Raw genomic sequence first — 17,666 nt, 5'->3', positions numbered from 1 at the left:
TTTCCCCGGAAGTGGGGACGGGGATAATGCCAGAGAGTTTGAAAATGAGGGTTTTGTCGGGCAAAAGATACAATCCGGCAAAACCCATACTATTTGGCAAAAGTGGATACTATCTGGCAAAAGATATACTCTGCGGCAAAACGATTATAAAGTCATTTGAAAGCACATTATCTATTTGATTTTAGATAGAAAAAGGAATATGAATGTGATATGATGAAAATAAGTCAGAATGAGAGGAGATAGAGCGTTATGATTATTCCTTTAAGTGTAAAAAATCAGAGTATTGAAACTTCTGGAATAACAAATGATTATAAGGAAGCTATCTGTGAATATATATGGAATGGATTTGAGGCACATGCGACAACAGTGAGTGTAAGATATAGTCCTAATGTTGCTTTTGGCATTGATGAGCTAATTATAAAAGATAATGGCGATGGAATTAATTATGATGATTTATCTGAAACATTTGGTGCATTTTTGGCTTCTAAGAAAAACTTGTTATCATTGAAAATGAAGGCAAAAGCCAATAAAGGTAAAGGGCGTTTTTCATTTACAGCATTTGCTAATAATGTAGAATGGTCTACTATTTATAAAGATGGAGCGAGTTACAAAGAATATAGTATACAGATGTCCAATAACAAAAAAGAAGTTGTTGATTGTACCGATCCTCAAATAGTTAAAAATGAAATATGTGGAACGAAAGTAAAATTTAATAATATTACATCATTGACTGTAGAGAACATGAGTTTTGAAGTGCTTGAGCCTTTCTTGTTGAAAGAGTTTGCGTGGTTTTTATACTTATTTAAAAATAAGAATGTTAGCATAGTAGTTAATGATAAAGAAATTGATTACAAAAAATATATAAATACTGATTTAAGTAGTAAATCTTTAGTTACGATAGAAGGTTATCGTTTTGAAATAAATTTGGTTGTTTGGCAAGAAGCTATAAAAGAAAAATTTTGCTGCTATTACTTCGATAGTGCAGATGCGCTAAAAGGTAGGGAAACAACAACTTTTAATCGGAATACTATTGATTTTAACCATAGTGTATTTGTAAAATCAGAATTTTTTGATGATAAGGAAGACGTTACAACGAATCAAGATGATGATCAAATAGGCCTATTTGATTCCCAAGAAGAAAAGAAGATATTAAAAGCATTACGAAGGTCTATTCAGAATTTTATAGAAAAAACGATAGGAGTGTATTTAACCGAAAAAGCAGATGCCGAAGTAGAGAAAATGTTAAATGTTAAAAAGACATTTCCTCAATTTACTGATGATATCTACGGGCAAATGCGAAAAAAAGATTTAAAAAAAGTTACGACTGAGATATATAAATTAGAACCGCAAATATTTTATAAATTAAAACCGGTTCAGGAGAAGTCACTACTAGCTTTTCTTAATTTATTGTTGAGTTCTGAAGAACGGGAAAATGTATTGGGGATAATTGAACAGTTGGTAGAACTATCTCCACAACAAAGACATGATTTTTCACAGATATTGAAAAAAACTTCTTTGGAAAATATTATTGAAACAATTAAATTCATTGAAGAACGTTATAAAGTGATAGAATTATTAAAAAGTATTGTATATGATTTAACACAGTTTGCAAATGAGCGTGACCATATACAAAAAATAGTGGAGAGACAGTTTTGGCTATTTGGAGAGCAATATAATTTGGCCAGTGCTGATCAAAGAATGCAAAAGGCATTGCAGCAATATACAAATATTTTGTATGGTGAGGAAAATATTAAGGCCTCATTAGAACCAGACATTGAGAATGAGCGTCGTATGGATATTTTTATGTGTAATACACGAACGGTTGAAAACACGTTTGAAACGGTACTAGACGAAAACATCGTAGTAGAACTAAAAGCACCTAAAGTACCATTGACGAAGAAAGTTTTGAGGCAGATAGAAGATTATATGGATTTTGTAAGAAGACAGCCACAATTTAATAGTGAATTTCGTAAATGGAAATTTATAGCTGTCTGCAAGGAAATTGATGAATACATTAAAAGTCAATACAAAGTATTCGAGGATAAAGGAAAAATTGGATTGGTATCCAAATCAGAAAAATATGAGGTGTATGCGTTTACTTGGGATGATATATTTAGAAACTTTGAGTTTAGGCATAAGCCAATGTTAGAAAGACTGAAATACGATAAAGAAATGGTAGCAGCAGAGTTACAAAAACAAGTGGGTGACACTGATGGAAGAGAAAAGGTTGATGCATTGACTGGTATTGCGACTGGTGCAGTAATACTGTGTAATACCTGAATCCGTGAAACTGGTTGTTTTATGATGCTAATCCCAAATCGGATTGGCTTATTCTTGATAAATAGTTCTTCAAAGACAGTATTTTAATGTATCTGGATTGATTTTGGTTCCAAATGACGGTTAGGAACACTAGAAATCCTTTCAAGAGAGTATGAAAGTTTTTCTGTAAATAGCTATTAAGCATTAGGTCTTCTATGATAAAATCTATTATCATAAGGAGGCCTATTATTATGGCAAGAAGAGAAAAACAGCCCGTACACAAAGTAGTCATGACGGAGGGGAAAAGGAACATCGTCCATCAGCTCCTGGAAGAGTATGACATCCAGACTGCGGAGGATATCCAGGAAGCCCTCAAAGACCTGCTGGGGAGCACCCTGAAGGAGATGATGGAAGCGGAGATGGATGAGCATCTCGGCTATGGGAGGTCAGAACGGTCGGATTCGGATGATTACCGCAATGGCTACAAGCCCAAGCGGATCAACAGCAGCTTCGGGAGCATGGACATCCAGGTGCCCCAGGACAGGAAGTCCACGTTTGAACCCCAGGTGGTAAGAAAGCGCCAGAAGGACATTTCCGGCATTGACCAGAAGATCATATCCATGTATGCAAAAGGCATGACAACCCGCCAAATCTCGGATACCTTGATGGACATTTATGGTTTTGAGGCTTCGGAAGGGTTCATCTCGGACGTGACGGACAAGATACTGCCGCAGATTGAAGACTGGCAGAACCGCCCGCTGGAGGAAGTCTATCCCGTGGTCTACATCGACGCAATCCATTATTCCGTGCGGGAGGACGGGGTAATCCGCAAGCTTGCCGCCTATGTCATCCTCGGCCTTACGCTGGAAGGTAAAAAGGAAGTCCTGAGCATACAGATCGGGGAGAATGAAAGCTCCAAGTACTGGCTCTGCGTTCTGAACGAGTTGAAGAACCGCGGTGTGAAGGATATCCTCATTCTCTGCTCGGACGGGCTCACGGGCATTAAGGAAGCCATAACGGCGGCATTCCCGAAGACGGAGCAGCAGCGCTGCATCGTACATATGGTACGGAACACGCTGAAATACGTCTCCGACAAGGACCGGAAAGCATTTGCCACGGACCTGAAAACCATCTACCATGCCGCAAACGAGGAAAAGGCGCTGGAGGCGCTGGAGAAGGTGACGGAAAAGTGGACGCCAAAGTACCCCAACTCAATGAAACGCTGGCATGACAACTGGGATGTGGTATCCCCCATCTTCAAGTTTTCCATGGAGGTCAGGAAGGTGATCTATACTACCAACGCGATCGAGAGCCTCAACTCTACCTACCGGAAGCTCAACCGCCAGCGGAGCGTGTTCCCGGGCAGCACGGCGCTCTTAAAGGCTCTGTACCTGGCCACGTTCGAGGCGACGAAGAAGTGGACCATGCCCATCCGCAACTGGGGGCAGGTCTATGGGGAACTGTCCATTATGTACGAAGGCAGACTGCCGGAATAAGAGCGCACAGGCATAGGTGTACACCTATCCGGAAAGGAGCTTTCCATGTATGGATTTTCAAAATACGATGCTCAGGACAGGTACGACAGCTATAATACTGTACAGGTGAAGTTAAAACTGAATATGAAGACAGATGCAGATATCCTGGCCTGGGTCAGACAGCACAAATATGGCAGGGACACTTCCGTCCAAGGGGCCATCAAGGCCCTGATACGGGAAGACATCGCCAGAGGCCAGGCCGATGGGACACAAGGTTAATCCCTCTGCATTTTACATTCGTTGGCTGTCTGCAGCTCTGACAGGGATTCCATGATAGACAGGTAATCGATCCCCTCCACAACAGTCCCTGTGCCAGGGTCAAACAGTTCATCGTCTGCGGTGGCTTTCGGGTCATAGGATTTCAGTTCACTGTCATACCAGCTATAGATATCACTGTATAAGTCGGCTGCATGATCCAGCAGGGACTGCAGTCCATTGATCTTTGCCCTGATATCTTCAGGTACAAAGGGATCGTCTGTTTTTAGCTTCATGGCACACCTCCTGATGTTTTCCTGTAAGAAGTGTACCATAATTTGATGGGATTTTCCAATACATCTTGACAGAATCCAAAAGCATCCGTATAGTAAAGGTAGGTGGTCACGACATCCACCTACCTTTCTCATTAACTTATCATAGAAGATCTCAATTTACAGACTTTTTTTCATACTCTCCCTTTCAAAAGGGCATGCTTTCCCCTTGGTTTCTCAAAGGCTACCTGGCAGGATGACATTTATGACCGGAAATCCGCAAATGCTGTATACACCTGCGCAAAAGCATACCGCCATGTATTACTTCGGCCAAGGCCTAACAACAACTGCCGGGCATGCTCTGTAACGTGACCTGCCATCATGATCATATTACCAATCACCGTGCGCAGCCTTCTGCGCCTGACTTTATGTTTTGTCTCTGTGCCCTTCCTGCCGATGCTTTCCTGTCCGATCATCCGCAGAATGTTATAGGCCAGGATTGCCAGTTCCAGTACCAGCTCATTGGTCTCAAATTTGCCGGATGGCAGCCGCTCCATATCCATATCGGTCTTGATCTCGCTATGGAACTGCTCACATTCGCCGTGGGCATGGCAGAGTCCTATGACTTCGCGGTCCGTCATTCCAAGGTTTGTCCACCAGGTATTGACTTCAATGTCGCCTTCCAGAAGGAACTGGCCATATTTATCAATGGTACGGTTTATGATCTCGTACCCGGCACGGACGGTGATGGTTTTTTCCGCATCATCCGCTGTTTTATAGGAAACCGGTTTCCAGTCGCTGCCGATATAGACGGTTTTCCCTTCACGGGGAGTTTCGATATCTTGGCTGTATTCCTGTGCCATCTGCAGCCAGTCCTCTTTGCTTTCCCTGCGGAGGTTGCGTTTTATGACGAAATAACAGCCCGCTTCCACCAGGATACCGATATTCTCTGCGGCATCGTTTCCTGAATCAAGGCGGATCAGGAGCGGTTCATCCGTAATCTCCCTGCACATACGGATGGTTTCCCGTAAAAACTCAGGGGTATGCTTCTGGCAATGCTGTTTTCCTTCCCGGAGTTCACAGTTGACCAGATAGCCCTCCGTTCCAATATATGCCATTATCGGCGAATAGCCGTCACATCCCTTATAAGTTCTGGAGACACCCTGCTTTTTGGTCTTGGAATTATCAAAGGGCGTGACATCAATATCCACAGGCACATAACCGTTCGGGAGTTTTCCCGGTACAATGCCATTATCCCTGAGCATCTTGATGTTTTCCGCAAGGATATAAGAACGCATGGATGAGCCAATGTCATCCATCCGCTGGCGCAGCGTCTCCTCAGAAGGGATGCTTCTGACAATGCCAAGTGCGTATTTGTAAAAATCCGGGTCGTCATCAAACTCATGGACGGACTCATAAGCAGGTTTCCCCATGGTGAGAAGTCCGATATAAGTGAGCAGGACATCCCCGTTCTTGATCTGGTGCTGTGAACGGTTTGGGGTGACATCCATACGGTTGCACCGCTTTACGAAGTCGCTTTTGCCGAGAATGGCACCGACAACTGCAAGGCCGCTGGCTGGGATGAGCCGCTCATTGGTAAACTCAATTTTTATCTTTTTCATGATGACTGCCTCCATAGTTTTCTTATGGAATATTGTATCAGAAAACATCACCAAATGGGTGATATTGTTAATATTTTTAAAAGTATCGACAGACCGCATAAACAAAGTGATTGCAGCATGAAATAATAATTAAACTCCACGGATTAAGGAATATAATAAAACAGAAATTCTATAACAAAAGATACAGTAATATGCTTATCGTGAAGTCTGTTAGATTTTTGCAAATCAGGAACACTTTCAGCTTTCATAGAGGAATGTAGTTGAAAACAGAGAATTGATTATTTTTGAAAGCAATCAATTCTCTGTTTTTAATTGCACCCTGTTTGTCAGCGTTGATGATAAGTTGTTGTGAATACTTCCTTATCAACGTAAAACTAATGGGTTCCGGCGTTTATCAAACACCTAAAGCCTAGATAAATAAGGAGCGTATAACCTTTGACAGCGCATTGGCGAGTTCCTGGTGCCCCTCTTTTGTCAGATGCATATAGTCATAGTGGTTCTGTTCCGTTACCACGGCATTGGCATCCAGATAATGGCATCCCATTAGGGAGGCGATTCCTTCAAATTCTTCGGCAAGACATTCTGATTTCTCAGCACAACCTATTCCCATGGTTTTTCCAACCGGAGTGGTCACATAGCGTTTGTCAATAGACTTGGGTGTGACCACCAGGATGTTGGGCTTTCCCATATGCCATGCATCAGAAATGGAAGCTGCTTTAGCAATCAGGCGCTTTAGGCCCAAGGCGATGCATGTGGCAGAGGCGCCAAAACGCTCTTTGGTATCGTTTGTCCCCAGCATGATGACCAACAGGTCTACCGGCTCGTGGCTCATGAGACAGGGATAGATATAGTCTAGGCCAGATAGTCCCTCGTGAATAGGATCAGGGAAACAGGTGGTCCGGCCAGACAGCCCCTCCTCTATAATCAGATAATCGTCTCCAAGCTGTTTCTGCAAAAGACAGGTCCAACGCTCCTGCTCATCATAGCGGCTGTCGTTTGAAGCGCGGTAACCGTGGGTGTTGGAATCTCCAAAGCATACAATATGTTTTTTTTTCATCAGCGTACCTCCTGGATTTAGAGACTTTTTGTATCTGCTTCGGCCTGCTTGATATCATGAGACAGGGCCATAAGATTCTACACCATCTGCGCCTTCTCCCATTTGCCCTAGTTAGCTGGGTTGTCTATCTTTTAATATAATTTAATCGTGGCGCCGTAGGTGCCGCCGAGCCCTGCACCAACGCCCGTGAGACGGCCTACGATAAAATATTCGTCTGGTCCGTTGAATATGAGAAAATCCTTTCCACCGGTCAGCTTAAAGCGCAGGATGTCCTGGGCCGGGGCGGAAGAACATTTAATGCCGGCCACTTTTTCATTCTCCAGCATACGCCTGAACAGACTCATGGAAAGGTGAAAGCCTGTGAGCTGTGGGATATTATAATGGAAAATGGAAGGTCAACTGCCTATGTGCTCTTGGTACGGTGCCGGAATACGCTTTCTTCGCCCATACAGTAATATACACATGGAACAGCACATCATACTTTGGTATAATATTTTTCCAACTTTTTAAATTCAATTGTCTCCGGTATCATGGCTGCATTATATCACCTGCCATCCGAAAAAACAATAAAAAGTAAAAATCTTTTAAGGTTCCTTTGTTTGCGTTTTTTCTTTCGAGTATAGATACCTGCCTTCGCAGAGAAAAGTTGTCTATACTGAAATACCTGATTAGTGGAAAGTGTGTTTTCCCAAGTATGAGGTGAGACGCAGATAAGTCTTTGCTGATAGAGTGTTCAATGTTTGTCCTAGACAGATAGTTTTTAAATCCATCCGGGATGACTTTTTGTCATCCCGGATTAAATGTTTAAATTTCATAATGAAAATCATGATTCCCATAACGATACAGAGATAAGATTGATCAGAAGTAAGTAATTTATAAAATTGGAATGAAATATAAGCTTAGGGGGGCAGAATTTACTTTTAAATTTCTTTGGAAAATAGAAAAAAATTTCTTTTTAAAAAGAAATATTGACAAAAAATATCTTTTATATATTATATAAATATATAACATATTTAGGATATTGCGAGGCTGACCTGATTGGAGTTTGTGCATGTTGTATAGAAAAACTTGGCTTGAATATATGGAGCAAAAATTTTGTAAAGAGAGAATATGTAAATTCAAGGATTGGCAAGGGGGAGAGATAGAAAGACGGTTCCAAAAGGCGGAGAATTTATGGTATTCCGAGTCTCGCGATTACCTGATATAAAATATTTTCAAGGAGGAGAAGTCATGAAAAAAAATTTAGCTCTTGGTTTAGCAACAGCATTAGCGGTTGGAGTACTGTCTGGTTGTAGTGGAGACAAAACGGCAGAGACTACTGTGACAGAGTCAGCTATGGAATCGACAGAAGAATCTAGCGCAGCAGTGACGGAGATTACATGGTGGGCATTCCCTACATTTGGTGTAGACACTGGTTATGAGCAGGAGGTGGTTGACGCATTTAACACCTCTCATTCCGACATAAAAGTTAAGGTTGAATACTTGGACTTTACATCCGGACCGGATAAACTGACAGCAGCCCTTACCTCAGACACTGCGCCCGATATCCTTTTTGATGCCCCAGGCCGTATCATTGAGTTTGGCGAGGCAGGATACCTGGTTTCCCTGGATGACATGCTGGGTGACCTTAAGAGCGACCTTACCAGCCAGTCACTTGTGGAAACCTGCGTGGGCGCGGACGGCACAGCCTGGATGTATCCGATTTCTTCCTCTCCATTCTATATGGGTCTAAATAAGGAAGCGCTGGAGAAGGCAGATGCGCTTCAGTACGTGAACCTGGAAGGCGACCGTACCTGGACAACGGAAAACTTTGTTAAGATGTGTGAAGCCCTTCGGGATGCAGCTCCCACTCAGGTTCCGGGTATTGTATACTGCGGCGGACAGGGCGGCGACCAGGGTACCCGTGCGTTGGTGAACAACTTATACGGTTCTTCCATCGTAGGTTCTGACGGAAAGTGGAACATTGACGCAAACGGCGTTAAGGCCCTTGCCCTTTTAAAGGAAATGTACGATAACAAGTCCATTGACGCTGGATTTGATATGGCAGCCGCCGATGAACTGCAGAAGTTCCAGCAGGAGACCTGCGCCATGACCTTCTGCTTTGGCACATCCGCAGAGATTACCTACGCGTCTGAAGATTATACCCAGCTCGCAGTGCCATTCCCATCCGAGGACGGCAAGCCTTCTCTGGAATACCTGGTAAACGGTTTTTGTGTATTTGACAATAAATCAGATGCCCGCGCAGCCGCGGCCAAAGAGTTTATTAAATTTATCTGTGATGATCCTGAATGGGGACCAAAGAGCGTGGTTAAGACCAATGCATTCCCGGTCCGCACCTCCTTTGGAGATTTATATCCCGGAGACGAGCACAAAGCTATGCTGGCTTCCTGGAGCCAGTACTATGGCCCATATTACAACACACGCGCCGGATTTGCCGCTATGCGTCCTCTGTGGTTCAACATGCTGCAGCAGGTATTTAACGGTACCGACCCACAGGCAGCAGCAGATGAGTTTAACGCATCTGCAAACAGCAACTAACTGAAATATACCATGGACTCCCTTCCTCTGCCGGGTGCGGGGGGAGGGAATCTGCTTTCAGAGCATGTTTGGATGGGATGTTTCTTGCATCTGTTCAGAACGGAGATTTTGAACCAATCTTTAGAGAGGAATGAAAGAATATGGAAAAAACAACTGTTTCCAAGCAAAAGGAAAGAAGGCCCGGGAAGGAAAAGGCGCCGGCGCGCAGTATGGTCCTTCAGCGCAGGGAGACCATGGTCTCATATCTGTTCCTGCTTCCGGCGTTGTGTTTCTTTGTGGGATTTGTCATTACTCCTATGACAATGGGGGTTATTACCAGCTTTACCAATGCCAGCTTTGCGGATCCCAAAGGAACGTTCGTGGGTTTAGAGAATTACATCCGTCTTTTTAAAGATAAGATATTCCTGAAATCGGCTGTCAACACCGTGATCATCGTGGCAGTCTCAGTTCCCGCCGTCACTGCATTCTCCCTATGGGTAGGATCCTCTATCTACAGAATGCGTTCCGGTATCCGTTCATTTTTCCGCTGCGTCTTTTACCTGCCGGTAGTCACTGGTTCGGTAGCGGTTGTTGTGGTCTGGAAGTGGATGTTTGACAAATATGACGGTCTTCTCAATTATGTGATCAGGAGCTTTGGGGGCCAGCCTCTACCCTGGACCGCCAGCGAATCCATGGCTTTGTGGTGTATCATCCTGATCCTGTTCACTACCTCCATTGGCCAGCCCATTGTCCTATATGTAGCTGCCCTGGGCAATGTGGACAGTTCCCTGGAGGAGGCTGCCAAAGTTGACGGCGCCAACAGCTTCCAGGTATTCTGGCGCATCAAGTGGCCATCCATCATGCCCACCACGCTGTATGTGGCTGTCATCACTACCATCAACAGCTTTCAGTGCTTTGCCCTGATTCAGCTGCTGACCTCCGGCGGGCCTAATTACAGCACCAGCACGGTTATGTACCTATTATATGAGATTGCGTTCAAGACAACCAAGGAATTTGGCTATGCCGATGCAATGGGTGTCATCCTGGCAATCGTGATCGCTCTGTTCAGTGCCCTGCAGTTTAAGGTCATGAACGGCGGAACAACAGAATAGGAGGACGGAACATATGACAGGCAAAAAGAAAATATTATCTCCTTACTATGTGGTCACGGTTATCATCCTTGCGTTCCTGGCTGTGTTTTTCCTCTTTCCCCTTTATTGGATCGTCACCGGATCTGTAAAGGAAAAGAGCGATATCATCATCAAGTCGGGTGAGATGGTCAAATGGATCCCCACCACTGTTTCCTGGGACAACTTTGCCAGGCTGTTTAAGAGCAAGACAGAGCTGTTTGGCATAGGCATGCCTATGGCGCTCCGGTGGCTGTTCAATAGCGTGTTTATCTCGGCAACAGCCATGATACTTACCTGTATTACCGCATCCCTGGCAGGCTATGTCCTGGCAAAGAAACGCTTCTGGGGCAAAAAACTGATATTCAGCCTTTTCGTGTGCGCCATGGCGCTTCCCAAACAGGTTATCCTTATTCCGTTGATGAAGGAAATGTCGGATCTGGGATTGATCCACTCTGTGTGGGGCTCCATGTTTGCAGTGATCTGTCCCGTGGTGGGCTGGCCCTTTGGCGTGTTCATGATGAAACAGTTTTCTGAGAATATTCCTGTTTCCCTGCTGGAAGCTGCCCGCATTGACGGCGCCGGTGAACTGACAACCTTTATAAATGTGGCGTTCCCCATTATCAGACCGGGATTCGGCGCCTTGGCAATCTTTACCTTTATCAATTCCTGGAATGAGTATCCTCTGCAGCTGGTCATGCTGACCCAGAATGAGTCCAAGACCATTGCCCTGGGTATTGCCAGCAAGCTGAGCGAGATGTCCAATGACTTTGGACTTATTATGGCAGGAGCTGCCTTGGCTTCTGTTCCTATCATTATTGTGTTCCTTTGCTTCCAGAAGTATTTCACCCAAGGGATTACTATGGGGGCGGTCAAGGGATAGATGTTCCTTGATAGATACAGAGAGGAGAGCATACATCAAGGATAATTTTGAGCTTTATTTCCATCTCAGTGATATCTGGTAAGGGTAACTATTTGCTGGTGATAAAAGTTACAAAAGAATATGGCCTTTTAAGTGCTGGTCTATTTTGATAGGGGCAGGGCCGAAAGAGGAGAAGGAAGCAGTGGCAGATATGGAAAAAGTCATGGTTGGGCAGTGTCCAGTATTTCTTGTGCAAGTTATGTGAGAATATGTTATATATAGAAACAAATCGTTAAGGAAAGAATCGAAGGTGGTGCAAACGAAAAAGCAGCTTTGATATTTCGATACCTGCCCTTTCGTTTGCATCAGTTTCGATTTTTCCTGGTTGAACAAAGGCGCGTCCGGGTAGCCGTTATATATGGACTTTCAATTTCCCCAGCCTTTTAGCGAAGTATACTGCATATGGATGCATGGCAGCCAGATTCGGCGTCCGGTGTCATGTTTATGGCATCAGAAATAAGCCTCCAAAGGAAGCTTAAAAAATATTCAGTTGCCTTTTTTAACATAGAAGATGCGGTTCTGGCATTGTACAAGGCTGCCCTGCCGGTAAAGGAATGATCCTTCCGCCGCAGGAAGAACACCTGCAGATATCCTTATTGTAAAGCAGCCGGATCATGGCAGGGGCATCCAGATCTTTCAGCCTTGCGATATACTTTCTACAGCCGAGGAGATTCCGGCACAAGGTGATCTTCTTATTCTTGTTCCGGGATGACAGCAGGCCATAGTGGCGTATCCGGACAAAACGCTTTGGCGGGACATGCATCAGAAATCTGCGGATAAACTCCTCACCGGAAACCGTAATCTCCTCCCACTGGCCCTGGTTTTTATAATCTTTTGCAGTAAATGTGACCATAGAATCCGTCATGCATTTGATACGATAATTGCTGATGGCAATCCGGTGTGTGTACCTTCCAAGGTACCTGATGACGGATTCCGCGCCATGGAACGGCTTCTTACAGTAGGGTATCCATTCTTTTTTGTAACAGGTATCCAATAATTCCTGTAAGGCATAATGGTTCCTGTAAGGCTCTGCCGTACCGTGGAATTCGAGTTTTCCATCTTTCCATAGCTGTTTCAGTTCAGCAAGATATTTTCCGCGGAACAGCCGGGAGACCACCCTGACCGGAAGGAAGAAGTCCTCCCCGCTGCCTTTCCAGTGATTTCCTGCATCCAGCCCGCCTCCCAGAACAATGGCATGGATATGGGGATGGAAGTTCATGGCGCTCCCCCAGGTATGCAGAATGCAGATATAGCCGATGTCAGCGCCAAGGTATTTCGGGTCAGCCGCAAGTTCACGCAGGGTATCGGACGCGGCATGGTAAAGCGCTGTATATAAAAGTTTCTGATTGCTGTAGATAACAGGGTTCAGATTTTCCGGCACAGTGAATACCATATGGAAGTATGGCGCGTCCAGCAGATCCTCCCTGCGCGCGTCAACCCATTTTTCTTTCGGGAATTCCTGACACATAGGGCAGCATCTGTCACGGCAGGAATTATAGTGGATGGAAATACAGCCGCAATCCTCACAGACGCTCACATTTACGCCAAAAGCACCGGTCTTGCAGTTCATGATGTGGTAAGCCGCCTTTCTCTGGGCAGGGGAAACATCATGGGAGGATGCATAGGAAGGATAAAAACGGTTAAAAACATCCTGGATTGTGCAGTCAGTGTTCATTCCTCACCGCCTTGCGGACCATCGAACGGGCTGCGGATGCCGAGGAGGGTCTTGTTGCTTACATGGAGGTAGACATCGGTAGAGCGGGGATCCACATGCCCGAGAAGGGACTGGATATATTTGATATCGGTCCCGCTTTCAAACAGGTGGCTGGCAAAACTGTGTCGGCACGCATGGGAAGAGACACGGCGGGTAATACCGGCAAGCCTGGCGCTTTTTTTAAAGAACTGGTTCACACTGGTTATATCCAGGTATCCACCAGTCCAGGAGCTTGGGAAAAGTATCCCCCTGGGCCGGCCGCATTTGTACCAATACTCGGTAAGAAGGTCAAGATTCTTCCGGGAGAGGATGGTATACCTGTCGATCCTGCCTTTGGTTTCACGGACATGGATGGTCATGTTGGTACGGGAAATGTCATCGTAATGGAGATGGACAGCCTCTGAGACGCGTAATCCGGAAGAGTACATCGTCGCAATGATAGCTTTATGCTTCAGGTTTTGGGTGGCCTCAATGATCGCGTTTATCTCATTACGGCTCAGGACGGCGGGAAGGTTCCGTTCCCTTTTCATGGCAGGAACTATGTCATCATCCCAAAGGATCCAGAGCACTTTTTTGTAGAAGAACTTAATTGCTGACCGATAGTGGTTGTGAGTTTCGGGAGACCTGCCTTCCAAACGTTTGGCAGAGAGGAAACTTTCCGCATCGTCAAGTGTAAGCTCAGAGGCGGTTTTCCCAATACAGCGGAGAAAGTAATTGACATTGGCACAGTACAAGTTTATTGTACTTTCCCGCAGGTTCCGTTTTTCCGCTTCATAGCGGATAGATTCAAAAATATCATCGTACATAATAAAACCTCCTGAAATAAGCAGCGTTGATCGTGGCAGCTGCCTGTCAGGAGGGGCATTGGCATCATAATTCCGCTTGCGGAAGACACCAAAAAATGCTATTGTAATCATAGGCAGTGGAGGTTTCCGTATTTGGTTGTTTTGTGTGGTAACTTAACAATACCGTATTGCGGAAGATTTTTCCACTGCTTTTTATTTAGAGGAACGTAAAAACTGCGCCACAGCCTTGGCAGGCCATCGCGTAGCGATTTTGTTCAATCGGAACTTTAGGAGATAAATAAATGCAGGATATGTTCAAAAAGAATGATGACATACTTAAAAAGCCATATTATATGATTGATTTTCTACCGCAAAGAGTTTCCGAAACTGCCAAAGGACATTTTTTGATACTACTTACTTAACAGTGAAAAACGTCATGAAATGAAAATAAAGGTGTTGGAAGAGACTAAACCAAAACAAGAAAATCGTGAAGGCTCTGAAGAACATTGTTCTATCTATGAAGGTATGTAAGTAGAAGATTTGTACTACCAGGAGCCAACAGTCATAGATGAGCACGCAGCGAGAGTAATTGGACCACAATTTGGAGCATATTTAAAAGCCGCCACTTTTAATGTTGGCTACAGGGTGTTCTGGGCAGGAAAGAGTAGCTCCTTCTATAGAACCCTCACAGATGGTTAATTCTCAGAAAATGGATGATATATATGATGTTCCATCATCTGAAAATGATATCACGACAGAGGAAGAATCTACAATAACAGGAAAAATCAGCGATATTAAGGATTTTATGTTTGTTGTTACTGATAAGGATGGAGTGGAGTATGCACTTAGTTTTGAAGGCGATAAGCCAGAGGGACTGTCTGCAGTTAAGGAAGGAGACACTGTAGTTCAGTGTCTACAGTCTAAGAAGGGAAGGCTTAAAGAAGTCTTCCCTCTTTCATTTACTGATTTCCCCGTTTGGTCTGTAGTACCCATTCAATATAGTGTTCCGTCAGCATGGGATGTTCCGCCGAACCGACAGTAACCAGAACCAGATTTCCTTGTATCAGGGATTCACCTTTTCAGAATACCATAGAAATGGGTGATATTCCAGCAATTCCGGTCACTTGGTAGAAAAAGTAAAGGTCATTTCCGCGGGGAAAGCATTCACATTCTGCTGCCCCAACAATCGAGGAAAATTCTACTTATGGCTCCATGGGGGAGCTCTTTCTATGTATGCAACTCTTTTTAACCCTGACCTTTGAAAGTTAAAAGTGTCGCACTCCGAGTGTCTGAGAGTGCTGGATTCAAAATATTGGAATAGAAGGTTACAGTATCTCCATTATAGGCATCAATCCTAGAAATGGCAATGATAGGTCTTTCCAGGTATCTGCGGATATATTTGATGGTGGTGTTAGTATATAAGTGTGGACAAGAAAAGTTGAACCACCTATACTATCAAGTGAAAGAGCAAAGGAGATGTTCAACATGGCGAAAAACCAAAAATCTTACATTCCGGAATTCAAACAGCAGATTGTGGATCTGTATAATGCCGGAGGAACCTCGTATCCCCAACTGGAACGTGAATATGGCGTAAATCGGAGTACACTCAGTAACTGGCTTAAGCAGCTTTCTCCCATCAAGGTATCGGAGGAGGAAACAGTTACCCTCAAGGAGTATAAGGCCCTCCAGAAAGAAATCCAGCGCCTTAAGATCGAGAATGAAATATTAAAAAAGCGACCGCCATATTCGCAAAAGAACAATAACCGAAATTGTGACTTTTATCCAGAACCATCTAAACCATTACATGGTATCCCAGCTTTGCAGTGCCCTGAAATTCCCAAGGAGTACCTATTACAAAGCTCTGGTTTGTGTACCCTCAAACCGGCAGAAGGAATATAAGGAATTCGGCAGGAAGGTGAAACAGGTTTATGATGATTCCAGGCAAAGATACGGCGCTGTCAAGATCTGCCGCACCCTCAATGACAACGGGACACCATATAGTGTAAAGCGTGTCCAAAGGCATATGGCCAAACAGGGGCTAAGGTCTGTCGTGGTAAAAAAAATAACCACCATGCAAACCACGGAGCCGTCCCAAATGATAAAGTAAATCTCCTGAAACGTGATTTTGAGGCAAAAACCATCCATCAGAAATGGTGTACTGATATTACCTACATCCATGTGCAGAAAGAGGGATGGACTTATCTGGCTTCCGTGATGGACTTGTGCAGCCGCAAGATTATCGGGTATGCCTATGGCATATCCATGACGGCGGAGCTGGCAGTTGAGGCGGTAAAGAGTGCCTGCCTGAATGTCAAAGATACACAGGGAATTATTCTTCACAGTGATCTGGGAAGCCAGTACACGAGCCAGACATTTGAAAGGTACCTGAGTCGCCATGGGATACTCCATTCATTCAGCCGTAAAGGGAGTCCCTATGATAATGCCCGCATAGAATCCGTCCATTCCGTAATGAAAAAGGAAGATATCTATCTCCACACATATCAGGATTTCAGAGAAGCCCGGAGGGCAATCTTTGAGTACATAGAGGGCTGGTATAACCGTAAGAGAATCCATAGTGCCATCGGCTATATGACACCACAGCAGAAGGAGGATGAAGAATTAAAAAAGGCAGAATAAACTTTCAACTTTTTGTGTCCAAAGTATTGACATAAGTCCAATTCTCATGACATACCTGGAGGACGGGAGGTGCAGCCTTTCCAACAACATGAGCGGGAATTCCATCCGTTCGGTAGTGGCGGGCCGGAAGAACTGGATCTTCTCCGACACGATGGATGGCGCTGAGGCAAGCATGGGAATTTATACTATCGCAGAGATGGCGAAGCTCCACGGTCTGGATCCGTATAAATATATGAAGTACATTCTGGAACAGCGGCCAACCTATAAGACCTCCTGGGGAGATTGAAAAAAACGCACCATGGTCGGACAGTGTTCAGAAAACATGCAGGTAACCATTTATTCAAATGTTAATGTATGGATTATTCCGGGGTTAACCACCTCGGGTTTTTTGTGTCTACACCCTTAAATTAAGCGCTTACCTTGAAACTGTCCCTTAGAAGGCTGTAGACGTCAGCCACACTGCTTAAGTTGTTATCTGCAATAATCTATCGAATCTGCTCATTGTTGCTGGCATAAAAAATACTCCTTTTTGATAAGAATTTTCATATCTTGATTCTTACCAAAAAAGAGGTATTTTTTTCCAAAGACACAAACTTTTTTACACTAACCCAAGATTTGAGAAAATCTTTCATCATACTCTTTGATTCGTTCTGCGATTTCCTGGTTTACCTGTTCTTGCTACGGCACAATTCTATGCTTCCACCTATAATACGCAGCTCTTGCGATTCCCAACTGTTTACACATCCAGTTAATACTCCAGTTGTTGTTAGCATAAAAGTATTCAATCGCAAGATACTTTGATTCATGACGTTGCTTTCCGAGCCTCACATCCCTTCGAATTCTTTCACTTTTTTTAACAGTTCAACCACCATATCTTTTTCCTCAAGTTGGCGTTTGAGGCGAAGATTCTCTCTCCGTAAACGTTCTAATTCATCAACTTCATCTTCGGTTTTGTGTCGACCACGTTTGTCTGTAAGACCATCTTCACCTGTAGCATCATATTTCTTTACCCAGGAATACAATT

The 17,666-nt window shown here is 44.2% G+C and carries 17 protein-coding genes and 2 pseudogenes; 10 read left to right on the top strand and 9 right to left on the bottom strand.

Annotation, left to right across the window (positions count from 1 at the left end; genetic code table 11):
* Positions 1-249 precede the first annotated feature (249 nt).
* From LA360_RS14075 to LA360_RS14065, 3 genes are all read left to right on the top strand, one after another.
* Positions 250-2,280, top strand: a complete 2,031-nt coding sequence (locus tag LA360_RS14075) for an ATP-binding protein (RefSeq protein ID WP_112482077.1) — start codon at positions 250-252, stop codon at positions 2,278-2,280.
* 269 nt (positions 2,281-2,549) lie between these two features.
* Positions 2,550-3,755: an IS256 family transposase gene (locus LA360_RS14070; protein ID WP_173876956.1), complete on the top strand. Its 1,206-nt coding sequence runs from the start codon at positions 2,550-2,552 to the stop codon at positions 3,753-3,755.
* 45 nt (positions 3,756-3,800) lie between these two features.
* Positions 3,801-4,013, top strand: coding sequence for a hypothetical protein (locus tag LA360_RS14065; RefSeq protein ID WP_002583243.1), 213 nt, complete (start codon positions 3,801-3,803; stop codon positions 4,011-4,013).
* On the opposite strand, the gene LA360_RS14060 is transcribed toward LA360_RS14065, so the two are convergent.
* The 4 genes from LA360_RS14060 to LA360_RS14045 form a co-directional block, all read right to left on the bottom strand.
* Positions 4,010-4,285: a hypothetical protein gene (locus LA360_RS14060; protein ID WP_002583244.1), complete on the bottom strand. Its 276-nt coding sequence runs from the start codon at positions 4,283-4,285 to the stop codon at positions 4,010-4,012. The two genes, LA360_RS14065 and LA360_RS14060, sit on opposite strands and share 4 nt — an antisense overlap.
* 239 nt (positions 4,286-4,524) lie before the next feature.
* On the bottom strand, positions 4,525-5,931 hold the full coding sequence (locus tag LA360_RS14055; RefSeq protein WP_225537770.1) for an IS1380 family transposase: 1,407 nt from the start codon (positions 5,929-5,931) through the stop codon (positions 4,525-4,527).
* Between the two features lie 361 nt (positions 5,932-6,292).
* Complete coding sequence (locus LA360_RS14050; RefSeq protein ID WP_057573227.1) at positions 6,293-6,940, bottom strand: GDSL-type esterase/lipase family protein; 648 nt, start codon at positions 6,938-6,940, stop codon at positions 6,293-6,295.
* A gap of 131 nt (positions 6,941-7,071) precedes the next feature.
* Positions 7,072-7,266, bottom strand: coding sequence for a beta/alpha barrel domain-containing protein (locus LA360_RS14045; protein ID WP_242858029.1), 195 nt, complete (start codon positions 7,264-7,266; stop codon positions 7,072-7,074).
* A 904-nt stretch (positions 7,267-8,170) separates the two neighbouring features.
* Here LA360_RS14045 and LA360_RS14040 point away from each other — a divergent pair.
* From LA360_RS14040 to LA360_RS14030, 3 genes are all read left to right on the top strand, one after another.
* Entirely contained in the window at positions 8,171-9,478 is a 1,308-nt protein-coding gene (locus LA360_RS14040; RefSeq protein WP_112482076.1) for an ABC transporter substrate-binding protein, read from the top strand.
* 140 nt (positions 9,479-9,618) lie between these two features.
* Positions 9,619-10,569: a carbohydrate ABC transporter permease gene (locus LA360_RS14035; RefSeq protein WP_002584883.1), complete on the top strand. Its 951-nt coding sequence runs from the start codon at positions 9,619-9,621 to the stop codon at positions 10,567-10,569.
* A gap of 13 nt (positions 10,570-10,582) precedes the next feature.
* Entirely contained in the window at positions 10,583-11,467 is an 885-nt protein-coding gene (locus tag LA360_RS14030; protein WP_112482075.1) for a carbohydrate ABC transporter permease, read from the top strand.
* A 538-nt stretch (positions 11,468-12,005) separates the two neighbouring features.
* On the opposite strand, the gene LA360_RS14025 is transcribed toward LA360_RS14030, so the two are convergent.
* The 4 genes and pseudogenes from LA360_RS14025 to LA360_RS32140 all read right to left on the bottom strand — a co-directional run.
* Positions 12,006-13,181, bottom strand: coding sequence for an IS91 family transposase (locus tag LA360_RS14025; protein WP_027641388.1), 1,176 nt, complete (start codon positions 13,179-13,181; stop codon positions 12,006-12,008).
* Positions 13,178-14,026, bottom strand: a complete 849-nt coding sequence (locus LA360_RS14020; protein WP_027641389.1) for a tyrosine-type recombinase/integrase — start codon at positions 14,024-14,026, stop codon at positions 13,178-13,180. The genes LA360_RS14025 and LA360_RS14020 overlap by 4 nt, the downstream gene beginning before the upstream one ends.
* Positions 14,027-14,964: 938 nt before the next feature.
* Positions 14,965-15,051 (bottom strand): desulfoferrodoxin family protein, encoded by an 87-nt coding sequence (locus LA360_RS31385; protein WP_334291917.1) that lies wholly within the window; start codon positions 15,049-15,051, stop codon positions 14,965-14,967.
* Positions 15,052-15,316: 265 nt separating this feature from the next.
* Positions 15,317-15,418: pseudogene (locus LA360_RS32140) on the bottom strand (transposase); the annotation flags it as partial.
* A gap of 72 nt (positions 15,419-15,490) precedes the next feature.
* On the opposite strand from LA360_RS32140, the gene LA360_RS14010 reads away from it, so the two are divergent.
* The 4 genes and pseudogenes from LA360_RS14010 to LA360_RS13995 all read left to right on the top strand — a co-directional run bounded on the left by LA360_RS14010 (position 15,491) and on the right by LA360_RS13995 (position 16,928).
* Positions 15,491-15,904, top strand: a complete 414-nt coding sequence (locus tag LA360_RS14010) for a transposase (protein ID WP_225537542.1) — start codon at positions 15,491-15,493, stop codon at positions 15,902-15,904.
* Positions 15,810-16,112, top strand: coding sequence for an IS3 family transposase (locus LA360_RS31375; protein ID WP_225537541.1), 303 nt, complete (start codon positions 15,810-15,812; stop codon positions 16,110-16,112). Before LA360_RS14010 ends, LA360_RS31375 begins: the two co-directional genes overlap by 95 nt.
* Positions 16,088-16,642 (top strand): annotated as a pseudogene (locus LA360_RS14000) (IS3 family transposase); the annotation flags it as partial. The gene LA360_RS31375 and the pseudogene LA360_RS14000, both read left to right, overlap by 25 nt.
* A 46-nt stretch (positions 16,643-16,688) precedes the next feature.
* A complete protein-coding gene (locus tag LA360_RS13995) occupies positions 16,689-16,928 on the top strand; it encodes an IS66 family transposase (protein ID WP_112482074.1) in 240 nt (79 codons plus the stop codon).
* A 538-nt stretch (positions 16,929-17,466) separates the two neighbouring features.
* Here LA360_RS13995 and LA360_RS13990 read toward each other — a convergent pair.
* Positions 17,467-17,664 carry a helix-turn-helix domain-containing protein gene (locus LA360_RS13990; protein ID WP_225537540.1) on the bottom strand — a complete coding sequence of 66 codons (198 nt, stop codon included), beginning with the start codon at positions 17,662-17,664 and terminating at the stop codon, positions 17,467-17,469.
* Between the last annotated feature and the right edge of the window lie 2 nt (positions 17,665-17,666).

Origin of the sequence: Enterocloster clostridioformis, from assembly GCF_020297485.1 — a bacterium.
Classification (GTDB): Bacteria; Bacillota; Clostridia; order Lachnospirales; family Lachnospiraceae; genus Enterocloster; species Enterocloster clostridioformis.
The sequence above is the reverse complement of the archived record's forward strand: the minus strand, read 5'-3'. Positions and strand labels throughout refer to the sequence as shown.